Consider the following 16,866-nt stretch of genomic DNA (forward strand, 5'->3'; position numbering starts at 1 on the left):
TCATGCGGGGTTTGGACGAGACGAGCGGATCGCTGTTCAGCTATGTCGATCTGGAGGAACGCATCCCGCCGCGACATCCGCTGCGCAAGATCAGACAGGTGGTCAATGACGCACTTGCAAGCTTGGACGCGGATTTCGAGACGCTCTACACTGATTTCGGCAGGCCCTCGATCCCGCCGGAGCGCTTGATCCGGGCTGGCCTTCTGCAGATCCTGTTCTCTGTCCGGTCGGAGCGGCAATTGATGGAGCAGATGGATTACAACCTGCTGTTCCGCTGGTTTGTCGGCCTCGGGATCGACGATCCGGTCTGGGTCCCCACGGTATTCACCAAGAACCGGGACCGGCTGCTGACGACGGACATGTCGCACAAGGTGATGGCAGCGATCCTGGCGCATCGCGAGGTCGCGCCGCTGCTGTCGGACGAGCATTTCTCTGTCGATGGAACGCTCATCAAGGCTTGGGCGTCGATGAAAAGTTTCCAGCCGAAGGCCGAGGCGACCCCGCCTGACGACGAAGGGCCGGGCGATCCGCCCGCCCCGGATACCACCCTTGAGCCCGCGCCTTCCGAGACCCCAGCCGAGACAGACCCGATGCCCCGCAACAGCCGCCGCCATCGCAATGCCGAGGTCGACTTCAAGGGCGAGATGCGGTCCAACACCACCCATGCCTCGACCACCGATCCGGATGCGCGCCTTTACGAGAAATCCCCCGGCACGGGTGCGGTGCATAGACTGACACAAATTTCTCCTTTTTTTGGGGTATGGCACAGGTTGTTCACTTACTTGTAATAAAAGATCATTTCAGGCTGCGCGATGCAGATGCTTGTCAGGGCAGGTCCTAGGCCCGCCGCACCGTCCGCTCACTAACCTTGAACAAACGCGCTATCTCCTGGATGCCCCGCTGCTCCTGATCTCTCATGCGCCGAACCTCGATCTTTTGGGCGAGCGACAGTGCAGGGGGCCTGCCACCGATCCGGCCGCGCTTGCGAGCTGACGCCAGCCCTTCCCTGGTCCGCTCGGAAATCCGCTCCCGCTCGAACTGGGCGATGGATGCGAAAATGTGGAACGTGAGGCGGCCGGCCGGCGTGGTGGTGTCGATGTCCTCGGCAATGGACCGGAAGCCGGCACCGCGCTCGCCGATGGTCTCCACTATCTCCAGCAGATCTTTCAGCGACCGGGCCAAGCGGTCGTATTTGGTGACGGTCACAACGTCGCCGTCGCGGAGCTGGTCCAGCATCCTGTCCAGCTCGGGCCGGATACGCTTCGATCCGCTGATCTTGTCCGCAAACAGCTTGCCAGCCCCGGCCGCTGTCAGCGCGTCGGTTTGGGCATCCAGGTTCTGGTCGTCCTTGCTGACTCTGGCGTATCCGATGATCATGCCGCACTGTGACAAAATCCTACCAAAACCGCAAAGGTTTTGCCGGGGGTTTATGTCACGGCGAAGTCGTTGATCCTGCATAGGGCAGGGCGGACCGGCAAAAATGGCCGTTTTTGGCAGGTAAGTTCTGTCATGGGGTTTATGTCCATCAGCGGTCATTCAAACAAATTGCAGCTATTGGCTCTTCTGAACCTAAACCTACGGGGTGCGACGCAGCGCAGCGTAGGCGATAGATCCACCTAAGCCGATAAAGATTGCACCGAAGGCATAGGAAATCGCTGTTTGGAATCTATGAAACACACGCATGGCGACACTAGTGGAAAATACTGTCGCCGTGATCGAATGTAGGACTACCGCAAGCAGCCCGCAGATCACAACGACTAAGGCCAAGAACCAGTTTGACGCGGTGGCCGGTATAAAGGCCGTCATAACTGATCCAAAGAAAAGCGCAGCCTTTGGGTTGGTCATACTGACAACGAACCCTGATTTGAACGATTGCCTGATCGCGCGGTCCGGTGCCTCGGTCAAGCCCATGGCATTATCTTGTTTTCTGGCGGCATTTATGCATTTGATACCGAGCCAGACGAGATAAGTGGCACCGGCGAGCTTAAGCGCAATCACGGCTCTTGGGAACAGATCAAATAGGATCGCTACCCCTAAAACTGCGAAAATTGACCAGACCAACGCTCCGCATGCCAGACCGAAACCCGTTGCCAAGCCGTGCCTGCGGCCAAGCGTTAACGATGCAGTCATGACCGCGAGCATATTAGGACCGGGCGTTATCCATGCGGCGACATTCACAAGAATTATCGTTCCAAGAGAGAGCACCAAATCCACGGAACAGATCCTTTTTGCCAGATGATAAACGCCAAATGTGTGTTTTGACAATAACGGCTTCGTTCCGCACTGCCGACCTCTATCACCATCAAATTGGGGTCAGCTATAGCTTAAAATCGGGTCAAAATCTGATGTTTGCGCCACCGGCACATAGGACCGTTTTTGTCAAGCTCCACTGCTATCGCGCACGATCCCGATCAGACGGCGGAATTCGTCGTCCGGCATTGCCTGTTTCCAGAAGTTGATAAAGCGGCAGACCAGCTGAAGGTTTGCCGCCTCATAGTGCCCGCCGCTATCGATCCGGTCCGCTGACGGCAGCATGTTCCTGTCTCCCTCATACTGAAAGGGCAGTCCGGTGATCGCGCAGCGCTCCTTCTGCTGCTCCAGAAGACGCGGCAACAGTGCATCAAGCTCGCTTGCCAGCATCTTCAGATCTTTGCTTTTGACCGTCACCTCCACCTTCTGCCCATTGGCATTCTGCACGGTGTTCAGGATCGAGTATTTCATATTCGCAAGGGCTTTGGCCTTACCGTCGCCGATACGCACCTTGCCTGCCCCGCTCGCGGGTTTTGGGGCAGCCCCATCCACATCAATCCCCCACCAGATGGCGTCCAACGTCCACAAGTCGATTTGAAGCTTCCAGGCCAGATCGAGCAGCACCTGATTGACCGCAACATATCGCTCCCCTGTTGTCGCGCCGCGCCTGAAAGCAGGCCACAGCCGGAGAGAGCGGAGGGCCTTCTCCGAAGTGCCGTTCCACACCCCGTACTTTTCCGGGTAGGCAACCAGCAGGATGGCAGAGAGTTTCGCCACTCCCATGCCTGGCGCCTCGATCACGGCATCAACCCGTTCACGGATCGGGCGCGCCTCGTCCACCAGCACGCTGAGCACCTGCCGCAATCCGTCCATGTCCGCATAGAGTTGCGGCTGACGCTCCAGCCCCGTCCAGTGCTTATTGTGCTCGATACTCAGGAAATCCCGGAAAACACCCTCGTCCAGGTCAGTCACCGATTCAGGTTGAAAGAACGGAGAAAACCGCCCCAGAACCTCGTCGCGGTTCTCGATAATCGTCCGGACTTCCAGCTCGCTCTTAGCAGAGGTCAGTTTTTCAATGGCTCCCGGGTTCACAATACCGCTCCGCGAAAATTAGCATCGAAGATCAATACCTGCCGAAACGGGAACGGCATAGATAATTGTCCGGAACAAGAGATGACGCCCTACTCTCTCAGAAGTCCGAAGATCTCATTCGCGATTTCATCGACCGTATGCATGGCCGTGCTCCGCGCAACCTTGTCGGCAAGGGAAGGACTGAAATCCATGACCTGCTGCTTCGTGATCTCGTGCCAGATCGGCAGCAGAATCTGTTCGCCGGAAACAGACCGCGTGACGATCCCGTCCAACTCATAGTTCGTCCAGCCCTTGCTGATGAAGGAAGGGGAAATAACCACGAGTCCGACGCGGCTTCTGGCCAGACCAGCGTCAATCTTGCGGCGCAGGCTGTCGCCGATGCGAAGGGTGAATTCATCGTACCAGACCGCCAGCCCTTTCCCCTGAAGGGCTTCCGCCAAGGAGCGGACAATCGAATCCTTGTCTTCGGAGGCATGCGAAATGAAGACATCATAGGCTTCCGCGTCCTCCGAAACCGCCGGAGGCACGTCTCGGACTAGACCGGGAACGGAGTTCAGGGGGGCCTCGCGGATTTCCGGCAACGGACTCGGCAGAACACGAACGGACGCACGTGTCGAACCTCGCAGTCCCTGCATATCAATCGCGACGTGCCAATGACCGCTACTTGGTATTTGCAAACGAACTGGAGATTTTTTAGCTAATCCACCGATGTACTGATGCCGCCGTCCATTCTTATAGTTGGAAAAGTTGGAACTCGTCATTAAGCGAACGTTGGCACCGCTGGTAAGTGTAACTTCAACAATCTCACCACGTTGTCGGGAACCTAGATCGTTGTGAATAAATTGCACGTTTCCTGCCTTTCTCGCGGATCAGAACTCCTTGCCCGCCATTTTTGATGAGATATTCCCGTAACGGTACGACACAAAGTGGCTAAACTCCCCCTTGCAGCCCCTGCTTCGACAAGAATGATTGACGGCTCTTGAGGCGCGTCCGGTTCGGCCGTGGCTAAAGCATAGAGGTTTACCGCGATCCCCAATGCGAAAACCAGCACTCCATTTCGAATGGACACCACAGCCGCGGTGGTTTCGTTGGACCGAATGAGATTGTCACGTTCAAATTCTCGCGCTGCCTTAATCATCACCTGTCGGGCAGTTTCTCCTCCAGCGGCGACATACCGCATGTAAGCGGCACCATATCCATAGCGCTTCTTCGGAAGAAGCCCATTGAAGCCCAAGGCAATTCCAATGACTAACAGAGAAGTCGCGGCAAGATATAAACCAATCGCTACATATTTAGCTGTAGACCCGCTTATATTCTGCAACATCGTGGTGCTGACCAACCCCCCAATGGCTACCGCGACGGATAATACCGTGGTCATCTTGTGCAACTTTTCATCTAGTTTGGAATAGCCCCCTGAAAGTGGTCCACCAACTGGGATAGATTGTCCCGTAAATTGGAGGATCAGCGATGGCTGGAAAACGAGAAAGGCCCGAAGATATTGTGTCGAAGCTTCGGCAGGTTGAAGTTCTGCAAGGACAGGGCGCGACGATTGCGGAGGCGGTGCGTCAGATCGGTGTGACGCAGCAAACGTTTTATCGGTGGCGGAAACTATATGGCGGGATGGGGCGATCTCAACTCGCGCGACTGAAAGAGCTGGAGAAGGAGAACCAGCGGTTGCGACGTGCGGTGTCTGATCTGACGCTGGACAAGCTCATTCTGACCGAGGCCGCACGGGGAAACTTCTGAGCCCTTCACGCCGTCGAAAGTGCATCGACCACGTGCGGCAGGAACTTGGCGTATCAGAACGACGCGCCTGCCGCGCGCTTGGGCAGCACCGATCCACGCAGCGCAAGATGCCGCAGGGCCGGGCCGATGAAGGGCGACTGACCGACGACATCATCGAGTTGGCCGGCAAGTATGGCCGTTATGGCTATCGCATGGTCACGGGCTTGCTGAACAACGCGGGCTGGCACGTGAACCACAAGCGGGTTGAGCGTATCTGGCGACGCGAAGGGCTGAAAGTTCCACAAAAGCAGAAGAAAAAGGGTCGGCTCTGGCTGAACGATGGTTCGTGCGTGCGTCTGCGGCCAGAGCAGCCCAACCACGTCTGGTCCTATGACTTCGTACAGGATCGCACCGCTGATGGCAGGATCTATCGGACGCTCAACATCATCGATGAATACACCAAGGAGGCGCTGATGATCCGCGTCGATCGCAAGCTCAACTCCACGGACGTGCTGGATGCGTTGACGGACCTGTTCATCCTGCGCGGCCCGCCGGAATACATAAGATCCGATAACGGGCCGGAATTTATTGCCCAGAAGGTGCGGCGCTGGATCTCTGCCGTCGGCGCCAAAACGGCCTACATTGAGCCAGGATCACCCTGGGAGAACGGGTATTGCGAGAGCTTCAACGCCCGGTTCCGCGATGAACTGCTCAACGGCGAAATCTTCTACAGCTTGCGAGAGGCACAAATCCTGATCGAGCAATGGCGCGTCCACTACAACACGGTCAGGCCGCATAGCGCTCTGGGATATCGGCCACCCGCACCGGAGAGCGTCGTTCCAATGGACCAGAGGCCGACAATGCACTAACAATCAAACCGGACCACCCGATGGGGGCATGCCAATGACTGTGACACGCAGGTCGAGTTTGTTCAGAAGCGGAGCCTGAATAGTCGCGGGGGCCAAATGCAGATGTTCAGTTGCGACGGTCCGCCAATCCGCAAGAGTCGTGTAACCGAAAAGTTGATCATCCCCCTGCCTGAGAAGAAGCGTATCTATGCTCTTCAACGCAACCTGAGACCCAATTCTTTCCTCAACATCCGCAAAACGATCATTTGTCATCAGAGTTTCAGGAACGTCAAAACCGATCCGGGCTGCTTGATTGAGCTGGACGGCCTTGGTCTCTGCTCGATAGACCGCAGAGGGATCGTTAACCCACGTTGCGCCATCAGCTACCATAATTGACCTCATGAACGCAGACCATTGCGACCTCTCCATCTGCTCATTCACAGATGTGTACCCGTTAGCAACATTGCGGTCGAAGGTACCTTGCCGCCACCATACTGAACGAAGCTTCTCACCCACGCGCCACTCATGCCCATCCTTTCGACAGAGAAGCATTCCTTCCTTAGGAAAAAGTGTGAGGCTTACCTCTGACAGAGTTTCGCGATTGAGCCGCAGGAAAGCAGTTCCATCGTTTAAAAGTTTACGACAAATCCGATCAGTAGCGAAATCGAGTTCGCTCGTAAGGATAAGAACCTGAACATCCAGCGACAACTTACTGGCCCTTCTGATCCTCGCCGGTCTCAATGTCATTCTTCTTGCTCATCGGCATATGACTCGGATCACAGCACAGCGGGCCTTCCGGGCTAATCCAGAGGCCACTTAAAAAGTCGTAGGTTGCATTCACGGGGCGAACACCATTCGGCTGTGCTCGTGTACGGCGCGTTGTATGAAGAAGTGGATGCATGCCTTTTCACTCCAATTGGAAAAAATGTTAGTTAAGTGTGAGTTGTACGATAGATCAAGGCAAGCGATTACAGATATTTAGCACGCAATTCCCGCAATCATGGTTCATGATATCGGTGTGTCCCAGGCTCCGCCACCCCGTTACCGAGATCACGCCCCCCGATTCTTGCCCAGGTGGGATCATCCAGCTCCCACGTTTCGATCTCCTGCTTGACCTCCACCGACTTTGACCGATCCAAGAACGAGCTGAGCCGATCCTGGAGAGCACCAAATTCCGTGGGGTCTATGCTGCCATTGGGCCGGCCTCAGGTTGCTGATCGGACGTGGCAACAGCGAGCCCCGGATACCATTGCTCGAACTTTCCTCTGAGGGTGCCGTCGAGGGCGCGGGTCCGGGTCTGGAGCATGAAGTGGGCACCGCGCTTTGACCAGCGCATCTGCTGGCGCTTGGCGAAGCGTTTGCCGACGACGGTGTTTACGGTGGATTCCACAAAGGCGGTGGAGACGCGCTCGCCGTAGCGGTGCCGCTCGGCATAGTTCGGGATCGTGTGAGCGTTCCGGGTGATGTAGACATGAAACTCGGCGGCATTTTTCCGAAAAGCCTTCATGCCGGAATAATCCGTCTCGATTTCGTCGAGATCGTCTTCCAGATCGCGGGCGCAGATGAGCGCCTCACGGGTATTGCCATTCCACAGGAAGCCCTTGATGCGCTTGAGAGTTCGTTCGATCTCTGCGGCCTCGGCTTCCCGGTTATGGGCAAGCCCCTTCACATACTGCCCCATGACTGTCAGGCGCATGGTGATGTGGAACCAGTCGAGCACATGATCGGCGCAGGGTGACATGTCGACGGCGATGTTGCGCACGCTGTCGCCGCCATCGGTGAGGAAGGTGATCTCCTGGTTCATCTGGAACCCCTGATCGCGCAGCACCTCGTGCACGCGGCGCTTCGGTTTCCGGTCGAAGCTCTGCACGAGACCGAAATACCGGTCGCCGCGATCCTCGGCCATGGACTTGCCGACCATGACCTCGAAATGTGTCTGCCGGCCCTCGCGGTCAGGCTCTCGGGCGCGGACGTAGCCGCCATCGACACCGACGACGACCGGGCCCTCGGGCAGGGGTAGCCGCGCTCGTTGGTACGGACTGCTCTCGATAAATGTAAACTGCTCCTCGCCCAGTTCCGCCTCGGCACGGGCGGCGACGCGGTGGAGGTGATGCCGGACGGTTTCGGCGTTGAGGGTTGCGCCGACCGGCAGCACGTCCTTCAGCAGATCGACGGTGACGCCGAACGAGACCAGCGATGCCCATTTCGTCTCCAGATACAGCATCTCTGGTGCGACATGTTCGTGGAACAGATCGGCTAGTGGGCTGAAGGTCCGGGTGGTGGCGGCATCGCAGGCGCAGCGATGCAGGCGCGGACTGGCAACCGGCACGTCGCCGAACGGTGTGCGGAACCGGATCACCGTCTTGCCCTTGCTGCGGAGGGGCGCGTCGCACGCGCCGCAGTGGCGATGTTCGGCAGCGTAGGCCCCGGCTTGCGCGCCGACGAGCCGTTCTTGCACTCGGCCCAGCAGGTCTTTGGCCTCGTCGAGGGACAATCCGATCTGTTCGAGCCGGTCATGGGGCTTGTCGAGGACGAGCACCTCCTCGTCACATGCCTCGCCATCCCCGGCATCGATCCGCAGCCTGATCTCGATCTTCATGGTCCCCTCCTGGGCCGATTTTCCAGAATTGGCAGAGAGGAAAACCTGTGTGGTGATTTCCTCCCCGCCAGGCTGGATTCTGGCCCGTTGATGGCGTATCCGGCAAGAAGATTTGTTTCTCGAAACAGCATATACAAACCGATGACCGGCTATATCGAACGCCTCTCCGACGAGATCGCCGACATCCTCCTCCGCGAGGGTATCGACTACGTGCAGACCAAGGCGGTGTTCAAGGCGGCGCGGGCGAAGGCCGGACTGTCGGCCCCGAAGGAAAGGCGTGGCGCTCCGGCGCGGCTCACCATCGAAGAGTCCCTGCGCTTCATCGATGCCGCCTATGCCGGCGGCGGCCAGACCGGGCTGATGGTCCAGACCCTGCTGGAGACCGGCGCGCGCGTCTCGGAATTCGTCGCCCTGCGCGTCGAGGATGTCAGCATCGCCGAGCGCGTCGTCGTTATCGAGAGCGGCAAGGGCGGCAAGCGGCGCGAGGTGCCGATCCGATCGGAACTTGCGCGGCTCCTCGCCCTGCATATCGGCAAGCGCCGGGCGGGACCGCTCTTCATCAGCCGCGAAAAGGGCAAATCCGGCAGCCGGGTCTACACCCGCCAGCGCATCGGGCAGATGGTGCGCGACGTCGCCCGCAAGGCCGGGATCGGGAAGCGTCTCTATCCGCATCTGTTGCGCCATACCATGGCGACGCGGCTGCTAGCGGACGGCATGGACATCACCGACATCCAGAAATTCCTCGGCCATGAGGATATCGGCGCGACCCGCATCTATGCCGAGACCAGCGTCGCCATGCTGCGGCGCAAGTTCGACCGCGTCACCGGGGACGAAGGGCGCGATCTCCTTGGCCAGGTCCGACACCGCCATGGCGACGTGGTGGGAGCCTTCGCGGCCGATCTGCTGACTTCCGATCCGGATCCGGTCACATGAGCTGCTGGTGCATCAGGCGGCGGTGTTCATCGGATCGAAGCCCCTTGTTTACCGCGCCGCGTGAAAACTTGTCCTCCAGGAACCGCAGCCGGGAGCCAGTCCGCTCCAGCACCATCTCCAGATGCCAGCGCTCGTCTTCATCGTCGAGCATGGACCGGTCGCCCTGCAAAACCGCTTGATCGATGAAATCGGCCAAATCCGACATGTCGTTCATGGCGTCGTAGCCGACGGCCTCTTCGCGCCGTGCGAGATACCCCTCCACCCCGCCGCAATCCTCGGGCGGGCAGGCCCCGGCCCCGCCGATGCATTCCGGATATCGCTTGCGGCTCACGGGGGGCAGCCGATCCTCGACGCGGACCTCATGATCCCACCAATTGCCCATGTCATAGATATACCGGAACTTCGATCCCTTGCGAAACCGGAACGCCGAGATCGCCGCGTTCGGTGGCTCGCCACAAAGATCGGGGCTCGCATATCTCACGCCCCGAATGTTGAACTCGAACAGATGGATGCCGTCCCAGCCCATCACCGCCTGCAGCACGCCGTGCAACTCACGCAGTGACATCACCTCGGGCACCAGAACCCGCCGCCAGACCATCGGACTGAGGTGCAGCAGCCTGACCTTCAGCTGCAGGACCGAACCGCCTTTCGGTTCCGATGATGTGTCGTCTACCATGGGTGAAGCCTACGCCGAAATGCTTCGGCCTGCTACCAGCACCCCACGGAATTTGGTGCTCTCCTGATCCGCAGCCGGTGGCCACCCGCGGTATCGATCTCGATCGCGCCTGCCGCGGACACCGGACCTGCGGCGGCTTCGCTATTCTCGTGCATGGGTCGCTCGACGATCTCGACGGGAAGAAAAAAGGCCGCATCCGGCTCCGCCGGGACCTCCGGCGCATAGCGCGGGTCGCGCAGCCACTTGAAGATCAGGTTGGCGTTCATCGCGTAGCGCTGTGCTACACGCGCAACCGACACACCCGGCGCCGTCGTCTGCAAACAGATCGAACGCTTCTCCTCGTCCGTCCAAAGCCGCTTCGTCCGACGCGCCATAACGCCACCATAGTGTCCACTATCTCGTGGTGGACACTATCAATCACCCTCTATGTGCGGCAGAGCAGTGACGCCGGACGCTTACGGAATTTCGAGAGCCGTCACCTAGGCAATTAACGGCTGGCTTCTCAATATCACCCCGGCCCGCAAGTGCCGCAAGAAACCGATGACGTTGGCTTGGATCGCTCGCGCCTGCGGCGCTTGCACCGGATGTGTGGCACGCCTAACCGGTCAGTAGTTCACCTGCTCAAACCCATAGTTGCCCGCGTAGTCGCGCCAGTCCACGAACACCGAGCGATTAGTGATGTTCGGACAATCCGATCCCCAGCCTTCAAGCCCGATATGAGCGTCGGGTAGAGCCGCCGGTGCAGATAATGCCCATGAAAATTCGCCCTGCGTGCTGTATGTGCCGAGGTAGACCAGTGCATGGCGTCGGCACTGATCGTTCTCTCCGGCTAGTCTCTGTGACGCGAAACGGACGTCAAAAACTCGGATAGAGCGCACGAAATTGAACTCCGGGCCGCTTATGTCGACGTCTGCACGCTCTTGGACAAGGTGCAGGGCAAAATCCACTGGGACGAGCTCGTCTGAGGTTTCGTCAAAGCGCCAAACGGCCGCTCCTGTCATTGCTTCAGGTGTATGATGGCTCGCGGGAAAGGACTGGCGCGGCCGACTATCATCTTTTGGGGACAAGGCATCGAAGATCCGGTCAGTTCTGCGCGGCCGAGGTTCGATCTCGTAAGTCGCACCCATCGGGCAGCGCCAGATCTGCAGTGGCGGCTCGACCGGCCAGGGCGTGATCCGGCGGATGAACTCCGCGCGCGCTCGAGAACAAGGGACAGATGCTGGCCAACCCCCGGACAGACAGAGGAGTATTGCGCAATCGATGGGATAGCTCTGCGCTCGGCTGCTTTTGGGAAGAAAAATATGCGCAAAAGCCAAGGCGGTCACAAAGAGAAGGACATGTTTCTTGGCCGGGAAATACATGGTAAACAAACCTCCGCAAGACACATTCAATATACATACGAAAATATATTATTGCAAGACTTAGTGTATTCAATATGGATTTAATACTTAACATAAATCTAATTATGCGCCAAAAACTTGTACGCTGGGCACATTCTAAACTGGGTTGCGACAAATCCCCTATCTTGCTGAAAAGCAAGGAGAACGGACATGGCCCATACAGAGCTGGATTTGCGTGAGCGACGCGCAATCGAAGACATGCTGAATGCGAAAGTGCCGGTGAGCACGATCGCGGCCGAGACTTCTGTCTGCGCAACAAGCGCTATGTCAGCAAGGATCTGACCCTGAAGTACGATCACAAGCGCATACGTCTGGAAGTCAACGACGTAACGCGCGGTCTGGTTGGCAAATACGCCGACACCTACGAGTTTCCCGACGGGCGCATTCAGATTCGGCACAACGGCGTTGCCCTGCCCTGCTCCATCTTTGATCCACACCAACAACGCGTCACGCACGCCGCGATCACCGAGAACAGGCACCTGAGCGCAGTCCTTTCCCACATCGCTGCCGATTACAGCAGCCGTCGCGCAGCCCATCCGATCAACTCGAAACCACGCGCGCGCCAGCCGCGCGAACGCCAGGTCCGAAGCGTGATTTCACGGGCATCTGAAATATCTCGCAGATACTGCGCCTGCAACTGCCCGGCCAAAACGCGGTCATGCGCAAAGAGGACCAGCTCCTGATTGATGAACAGGCTTCGGTAATCGAGGTTTGCCGATCCGACGATCGACCAGCCATTATCGACGACGGAAGTCTTGGCATGCAGTTGACGTGGCAAGTACTCGTAGACCCTCACGCCCGCCGAGAGAAGCTGCGCATATGCCGCCCGCGTCGCCCAGCCGGCGACCAGGGGATCGCTTCTGCGTGGCACCAGCAGACGGACGTCCACGCCGCGACGCGCGACATCCTGAAGCGCCCGGTCGACCACGGTGCCCGGGCTGAAATAGGGCGACGTCAAATAGACACAGGATTGTGCCATCCCGATCAGTCCCGCATGCAGACAGGCGAGCCTTTTCTGGCACTTGCGCGAATAGCTAGGCACCAGCAGTCCTTCGATGCCGTCGGCCTCTTCGGGAATTGCGTTTGCCGGAAGCGGGCGGGCCTCCCGCCAGAGTCGAATGAAATGACTTGCGGCAAGCGTCGCCAACGGCCCCTGGACACGCACATGGGTATCGCGCTGGCGGCTTGCACCATGAAGCCGACGCGAGTTTAACCGGCGAATGTTGAAACCGCCCAGGAAGGCATCCCGGCCATCCACGACGAGAAGCTTGCGGTGATTGCGTTGGAAATATCGCAGCGGGTGTCGGAGATCGAAGGGGCGGAACCAGCGAAACCGCACACCGCTTCGTTCCAATTCCCGCCGAAACTTGTCGAAATCCCGCTGGCCAGCACCGAAAGCGTCGAGATGCAACCGAACGTCAACCCCGCTTCGCGCCTTGGCTGCAAGGGCGGAGACAAAACGCGCGCCGACTTCGTCGGTGGCAAAGATGTAGGATTCCATCCAGATTGCTTCGGTCGCGCCCTCGATCTCCGTGATCATCGCATCGAACAGGGCATCCCCCTCGACAAAGAGCTGGAAAGCGCCCGACCCTTCGCCCAGATTTGGCACACACATCGCTGCCCGCGCCTGTGGCATCGTCAGGGAGTTTTCGCGAGGTGCGCGCGGGGTGCTCATGATCGCGGCCTACCGCCCCACTGGTTCGGTCGCAACATCGATGTCACGATGTCGGAGCCATGCTTGCAGCGCGAAAAGGCAAGACTGCACATCCGTCAGGTGTTCGCTGTTTCATGGGCGCCGTGCTGGCACCCGACACAATCGCAGTTCTCATGGCTGCAACTGCGGTCCTCCAAAGGGTTGCGGTAGTGAAAACGGGCGAGCGGCAGCAGCAGTCGCTTGGGCAATGAAAGCCGATATGCCTCGCCCAAGGCAATGCCAGTGTCGGTCGATCCCAGCTTTCCGATCAGGTAGTCGATCCCGCGGGCGCCCGTCCGGTTGAACAGGTACCGATTGACGACACCACCGCGCAGGCCGGGTTGCAGCGCCTCACGCCAGGCTTTCCTGTAGTCGACGCCGCTGATCAGGCTTTGGGCCGCCAGGGGCTCGGATCGCATCGCATAGCGCAGCCCGAATCCCGCCAGCGCGTCCTGGAAACCCGCGTGTTCGCCGATCACCGGGTTTCCACCCTGCATCGCGTGCGCGGCAATCGGACTTTCCCGAAACCGCCGAAGCCTCGCGGCGTTTTCATCTCCAGGCCCGCGTGACGCTTGAAGTATTCCACGGTTGCCGCGAGATATTTCGCTTGATCGCGAAAACCTGAAAACATGCAGCTGGCCACCGTGCCGCGCCCCCGGTGCACGAGCAGATAGGCGTAGCCCTTCGGGGCAAGCTCGGTCCCGAAGGCCAGCCACGCACCATCGGCCATAGAGGTGTCAAGGACGTAGCCCACGGCGATGATATCGGCCCGCCGTGGTCCGCCTGCCAGGACCATGTTGGTCGTGGTCTTTTTCACGCGATCGTTGAATCGCACCTCGGCCCCGGCCGCGCGGGCCTGATCCAGCAAGAACCGGTAAAGCGTTCCCGGTGCGTTGCCCCGGCGCAAAAGATAGTACAGGGGCTTCGATCCATGCACTCTGTGGGCCTTTGCATGGCTGTCGAAGACGAAGCCTTCGGTTGCACCGCGATGATCGAAATCGGCGACAACACCGGCATCAGCCAGTTCGTCCAGAACGTTCTGCGCGTCGCTCCAGTTTTCAAGGCCTTGAAAGTCGTCGTGGAACCGATGGCCGACATCTTCGTGCCACTCTCGCACCACGACCCGACGATTGGCCTTGGCTAAAACGATTGCACAGACCAGACCTGCGGGACCAGCCCCGACGATTTCAATCGTATTGTCTTCAGGGTCGGCGGAACCTGGCGTTAGCGCCATCATACGAACCCTCCTCGATACGATCGACGTCCTGACAGGCCGGGTTTATCTCCGCAACGTGAGTCAGATCCCGTAAGCCCAGGCCGGCAGGCGGCCCATATGGACCTCAACCGTCCTGACACCGGGCACGTTTTCGACGGCAACCCGGATCGCATTCTCCTCGAAATCGCTGTCGGCGACACCCCAGACGGCGACATTCCCCTTGTGCACGGTGTAGTTGATGAGGTTGACCGCTGCACCAGGCACTTCTTTCAGAGCCTCTTCAATCTTTGCACGCAGCACGCGGTCGTCCTCCAACGGCTCCGGCAGCGCCCCATCCTGAAGCGCCGACAAGGCGTGGAGCAGGTTCGCCCGGCTTACGATGCCGACTACTTTGTCGGAACTCACCACCGGCACGCGCTTGATCCGGTGCTTTTCCAGAAGACGCGCGATCTCTGCGACATTGGTGTCTTCTTCTACCGAAACCACATCCCTTGTCATCACGTCTTCGACGCGGTGGCTTTTGAGCTTCACGAAATCCCTGGCAGCATCGCCCGATCCGCCCAGCACCTCGAGCCACCATGACCGGCGTGGTCCATCTGTTTCGCGGACGCGCCGCATGAGGTCGCCTTCGCTGACAAGACCCTTCAGATCGCCCTCTGCGTCAACGACGGGCAGCGCGCTGATATTGTGGTCGAGCATCAAGCGTACCGCGCCCTCGATTTGTCCCTCCAGCGGGACCGAGATCACCGATATCGTCATGATATCCCTGGCTTGCATGTCATAGTCTCCTTCTTGAGTTTTGGCCGGTTCAGCACTTCAGGTGCCGATAACGAGTTGCAGGTCGTCGCCCAGATTATAGGGCGGGATGTCAAGGTTGCGTGGTGCCGGCCCTTTCCGGATCCGGCCTGAGGTATCGTAGTGCGATCCGTGGCACGGGCAGAACCAACCGCCGAACTCGCCCACCGCCGACCCATCCTGCCCTAGTGGAATGCACCCGAGATGGGTGCAGACACCGATGACGATCAGCCACTCGCCATCCTCGCCCGCCGCGCGGTTTTCATCCAGTGCTTGCTCTTCGCCACTTGCGTTCGGATTCTCGCCCGCTTCGTCAACAGGATCGGGAAGCTGGTTAAGATCGACGGCCCGTGCAGCCTCGATTGCGGCTGGTGACCTGCGCCAGACGAAGACCGGGCGCCCCTGCCACTTCACAGTAATACGTTGGCCCGGTTCGACGCCGGAAAGATCGACCCTGACCGTGCCGGACGCGGTCACGTCGGCCGAGGGGTTCATCGAATTGATCAAAGGCCAGACCGCCGCGCCTGCGGCAACCGCGCCGGTTGAGGCCGTTGCATAATACAGGAAATCGCGGCGCTCAGTTGCGGGCGATTGTCCGGGGTTGTCACTGGTTTTGATCATCGTGAATTCTCCGATTTAGAGTTCATCTCGGCTGCGGCGACAGGGCTTTCGACGTGAACACCCGCATCGACATGCAGCACCTCGCCCGTAATGCCCCCGGTATAGTCGCTGGCGAACAATAAGGCGGCGCGGCCCACCTCATCGGCCGTGACGTTGCGCCGCAAGGGGGCAACTCGCGCGGTCGCGTCCAGAAGACCCGCAAAGCCGGTCAACCCGGACGCCGCTCGGGTCATCACGGGTCCCGCCGAAATGGCGTTGACGCGGATGTTCGATGGCCCGAGTTCGTGGGCCAGATAGCGCACCGTGGCCTCAAGCGCCGCCTTGACCGGCCCCATCACGTTGTAGCTCTCCACGACGCGCTCGCCGCCGAGATAGCTCAGCGTGATCAGGCTGCCGCCGCCCTTCATCAGGGGTTCTGCCAGATGCGCCATGCGGATCAGCGAATGGACGGACACCTGCATCGCATGGGTAAACCCTGCGGCCGAACAGTCTGTCAGGCGGCCATGAAGGTCAGCGGGCGGCACGCTGCCCACGGCATGCAAGATGAAGTCCAGCTTTCCCCAGCGCTTGGTGATGGCGTCGAAAACAGCGTCGAGTTCGTGTAGCGCATTCACGTTGCAGGGTAGCAGGATCGGGGCCTCCAGCCGTTCGGCCAATGGCGCGACAAAGGGTTTGGTGCGCTCATCGACATAGGTGACGGCAAGCTCAGCACCCGCTTGACGGAAATGCAGGGCGGCGGGCCAGGCCAGGCTGCGATCATTCGCTATACCAACAACCAGACCTTTCCGGCCGGACAGATCAAGCAGTTCGGCCGGATCGCAACATTCGTCGAAGTCAGGCATCCTTCGACGCCGCCTCGGTATCGGCCGTCGCTTTGGTCTTCTCGTCGCGCGCACTATGACGCTTGGTTGACTTGCCATGTTTGTGTCCACCATGACCGTGCCCGAAAAGGTGCATCGCGGCCATTCCGCCGATGACGAGAACCAGAACCCAGTTTTCGATAAGCCATTCCATGTTC

20 protein-coding genes and 1 pseudogene are annotated in these 16,866 nt (G+C 59.2%); 3 read left to right on the forward strand and 18 right to left on the reverse strand.

The genetic code is table 11. The annotated features are described in order from the left end of the window. Positions 1-2: 2 nt before the first annotated feature. Positions 3-722, forward strand: a pseudogene (locus GC127_RS03375) (transposase); the annotation flags it as partial. Positions 723-837: 115 nt separating this feature from the next. On the opposite strand, the gene GC127_RS03380 reads toward GC127_RS03375, so the two are convergent. The 5 genes from GC127_RS03380 to GC127_RS03400 form a co-directional block, all read right to left on the reverse strand. Continuing rightward, a complete protein-coding gene (locus GC127_RS03380; protein WP_151976447.1) occupies positions 838-1,377 on the reverse strand; it encodes a recombinase family protein in 540 nt (179 codons plus the stop codon). Between the two features lie 198 nt (positions 1,378-1,575). Beyond that, entirely contained in the window at positions 1,576-2,214 is a 639-nt protein-coding gene (locus GC127_RS03385; protein WP_151976449.1) for a LysE family transporter, read from the reverse strand. Between the two features lie 165 nt (positions 2,215-2,379). Continuing rightward, a complete protein-coding gene (locus GC127_RS22715; RefSeq protein ID WP_199861174.1) occupies positions 2,380-3,342 on the reverse strand; it encodes a hypothetical protein in 963 nt (320 codons plus the stop codon). An 89-nt stretch (positions 3,343-3,431) separates the two neighbouring features. Then, complete coding sequence (locus GC127_RS03395; protein ID WP_151976451.1) at positions 3,432-4,190, reverse strand: DUF1883 domain-containing protein; 759 nt, start codon at positions 4,188-4,190, stop codon at positions 3,432-3,434. Then, positions 4,166-4,720, reverse strand: coding sequence for a hypothetical protein (locus tag GC127_RS03400; protein WP_151976453.1), 555 nt, complete (start codon positions 4,718-4,720; stop codon positions 4,166-4,168). Before GC127_RS03400 ends, GC127_RS03395 begins: the two co-directional genes overlap by 25 nt. Before the next feature lie 89 nt (positions 4,721-4,809). On the opposite strand from GC127_RS03400, the gene GC127_RS03405 reads away from it, so the two are divergent. Further along, positions 4,810-5,936, forward strand: a protein-coding gene (locus tag GC127_RS03405; protein WP_151976455.1) for an IS3 family transposase whose coding sequence is annotated in 2 segments (ribosomal slippage) — positions 4,810-5,074 and positions 5,074-5,936 — 1,128 coding nt in all. Because the reading frame shifts where the segments join, the coding sequence is not laid out codon by codon here. Positions 5,937-5,939: 3 nt separating this feature from the next. On the opposite strand, the gene GC127_RS03410 is transcribed toward GC127_RS03405, so the two are convergent. Beyond that, positions 5,940-6,623, reverse strand: coding sequence for a hypothetical protein (locus GC127_RS03410; RefSeq protein ID WP_151976457.1), 684 nt, complete (start codon positions 6,621-6,623; stop codon positions 5,940-5,942). 475 nt (positions 6,624-7,098) lie between these two features. Then, on the reverse strand, positions 7,099-8,514 hold the full coding sequence (locus GC127_RS03415; RefSeq protein WP_151976459.1) for an ISKra4 family transposase: 1,416 nt from the start codon (positions 8,512-8,514) through the stop codon (positions 7,099-7,101). Between the two features lie 141 nt (positions 8,515-8,655). Between GC127_RS03415 and GC127_RS03420 the strand changes: the two genes are divergently transcribed. Further along, a complete protein-coding gene (locus GC127_RS03420; RefSeq protein WP_151976461.1) occupies positions 8,656-9,447 on the forward strand; it encodes a tyrosine-type recombinase/integrase in 792 nt (263 codons plus the stop codon). On the opposite strand, the gene GC127_RS03425 is transcribed toward GC127_RS03420, so the two are convergent. The 11 genes from GC127_RS03425 to GC127_RS03475 all read right to left on the reverse strand — a co-directional run bounded on the left by GC127_RS03425 (position 9,440) and on the right by GC127_RS03475 (position 16,862). Further along, positions 9,440-10,123, reverse strand: coding sequence for a plasmid pRiA4b ORF-3 family protein (locus GC127_RS03425; RefSeq protein ID WP_151976463.1), 684 nt, complete (start codon positions 10,121-10,123; stop codon positions 9,440-9,442). The two genes, GC127_RS03420 and GC127_RS03425, sit on opposite strands and share 8 nt — an antisense overlap. Before the next feature lie 32 nt (positions 10,124-10,155). Beyond that, the gene (locus GC127_RS03430; protein WP_151976465.1) at positions 10,156-10,497 is read right to left on the reverse strand and encodes a transposase; all 342 of its coding nucleotides are present in this window, start codon (positions 10,495-10,497) and stop codon (positions 10,156-10,158) included. Positions 10,498-10,728: 231 nt separating this feature from the next. Continuing rightward, a complete protein-coding gene (locus tag GC127_RS03435; RefSeq protein WP_254699983.1) occupies positions 10,729-11,484 on the reverse strand; it encodes a hypothetical protein in 756 nt (251 codons plus the stop codon). Between the two features lie 98 nt (positions 11,485-11,582). Continuing rightward, the gene (locus tag GC127_RS23340; RefSeq protein WP_199861175.1) at positions 11,583-12,002 is read right to left on the reverse strand and encodes a hypothetical protein; all 420 of its coding nucleotides are present in this window, start codon (positions 12,000-12,002) and stop codon (positions 11,583-11,585) included. 32 nt (positions 12,003-12,034) lie between these two features. Next, positions 12,035-13,198, reverse strand: a complete 1,164-nt coding sequence (locus GC127_RS03445; protein WP_151976467.1) for a phosphatidylserine/phosphatidylglycerophosphate/cardiolipin synthase family protein — start codon at positions 13,196-13,198, stop codon at positions 12,035-12,037. A gap of 95 nt (positions 13,199-13,293) precedes the next feature. Further along, positions 13,294-13,695 (reverse strand): hypothetical protein, encoded by a 402-nt coding sequence (locus GC127_RS03450; RefSeq protein WP_151976469.1) that lies wholly within the window; start codon positions 13,693-13,695, stop codon positions 13,294-13,296. Then, positions 13,692-14,453 carry an NAD(P)/FAD-dependent oxidoreductase gene (locus tag GC127_RS03455; RefSeq protein ID WP_151976471.1) on the reverse strand — a complete coding sequence of 254 codons (762 nt, stop codon included), beginning with the start codon at positions 14,451-14,453 and terminating at the stop codon, positions 13,692-13,694. The genes GC127_RS03450 and GC127_RS03455 overlap by 4 nt, the downstream gene beginning before the upstream one ends. A gap of 60 nt (positions 14,454-14,513) precedes the next feature. After that, positions 14,514-15,209 (reverse strand): CBS domain-containing protein, encoded by a 696-nt coding sequence (locus GC127_RS03460; RefSeq protein WP_151976473.1) that lies wholly within the window; start codon positions 15,207-15,209, stop codon positions 14,514-14,516. A gap of 39 nt (positions 15,210-15,248) precedes the next feature. Next, the gene (gene petA, locus GC127_RS03465; protein ID WP_151976475.1) at positions 15,249-15,848 is read right to left on the reverse strand and encodes a ubiquinol-cytochrome c reductase iron-sulfur subunit; all 600 of its coding nucleotides are present in this window, start codon (positions 15,846-15,848) and stop codon (positions 15,249-15,251) included. Continuing rightward, complete coding sequence (gene fabI / locus GC127_RS03470; RefSeq protein WP_151976477.1) at positions 15,845-16,690, reverse strand: enoyl-ACP reductase FabI; 846 nt, start codon at positions 16,688-16,690, stop codon at positions 15,845-15,847. Before fabI ends, petA begins: the two co-directional genes overlap by 4 nt. Beyond that, positions 16,683-16,862, reverse strand: a complete 180-nt coding sequence (locus GC127_RS03475) for a hypothetical protein (RefSeq protein WP_151976479.1) — start codon at positions 16,860-16,862, stop codon at positions 16,683-16,685. The genes fabI and GC127_RS03475 overlap by 8 nt, the downstream gene beginning before the upstream one ends. Positions 16,863-16,866 lie beyond the last annotated feature (4 nt).

It is taken from the genome of Roseovarius sp. EC-HK134, from assembly GCF_902498815.1.
Lineage (GTDB): Bacteria > Pseudomonadota > Alphaproteobacteria > Rhodobacterales > Rhodobacteraceae > Roseovarius > Roseovarius mucosus_A.